The sequence below is a fragment of the Paenibacillus sp. GbtcB18 genome, from assembly GCF_019091125.1.
GTDB lineage: Bacteria > Bacillota > Bacilli > Paenibacillales > NBRC-103111 > Paenibacillus_F > Paenibacillus_F chitinolyticus.
In genome coordinates this window covers 1-244 of sequence record NZ_JAGXJX010000716.1, presented here as the reverse complement: position 1 = coordinate 244, position 244 = coordinate 1, and the positions used below count along the sequence as shown (strand labels likewise).

The following is a 244-nucleotide window of genomic DNA, read 5'->3' as shown; positions in this document are numbered from 1 at the left end:
ACTGCTCCAGCTCGTCCTCAGAATCGACGCCGAGGGCGAACGACCTCACCCCGGTCCCGCCGTCGGTCAGAACCAGCTGCGCATGTGGATCGTCGATGTCGCAGCTGAGATAGATCTTCCGGCCCTCTCTGGACACCTCGCGCAGTCCCAGGACGTCAATGTTGAACTCGAGCGCCTGGTCGATGTCGGTGACCGCCCGCTCAGCCCAGACCAGTTTCTGAAGCGCCACGATCATTCTCCTCTC

1 protein-coding gene is annotated in these 244 nt (G+C 62.3%); it reads right to left on the bottom strand.

Annotated elements, in window-relative coordinates; genetic code table 11:
* Positions 1-229: VOC family protein (locus KVT34_RS30885; protein WP_483311478.1), on the bottom strand; the 229-nt coding region annotated here is incomplete at its 3' end.
* Positions 230-244: the final 15 nt, after the last annotated feature.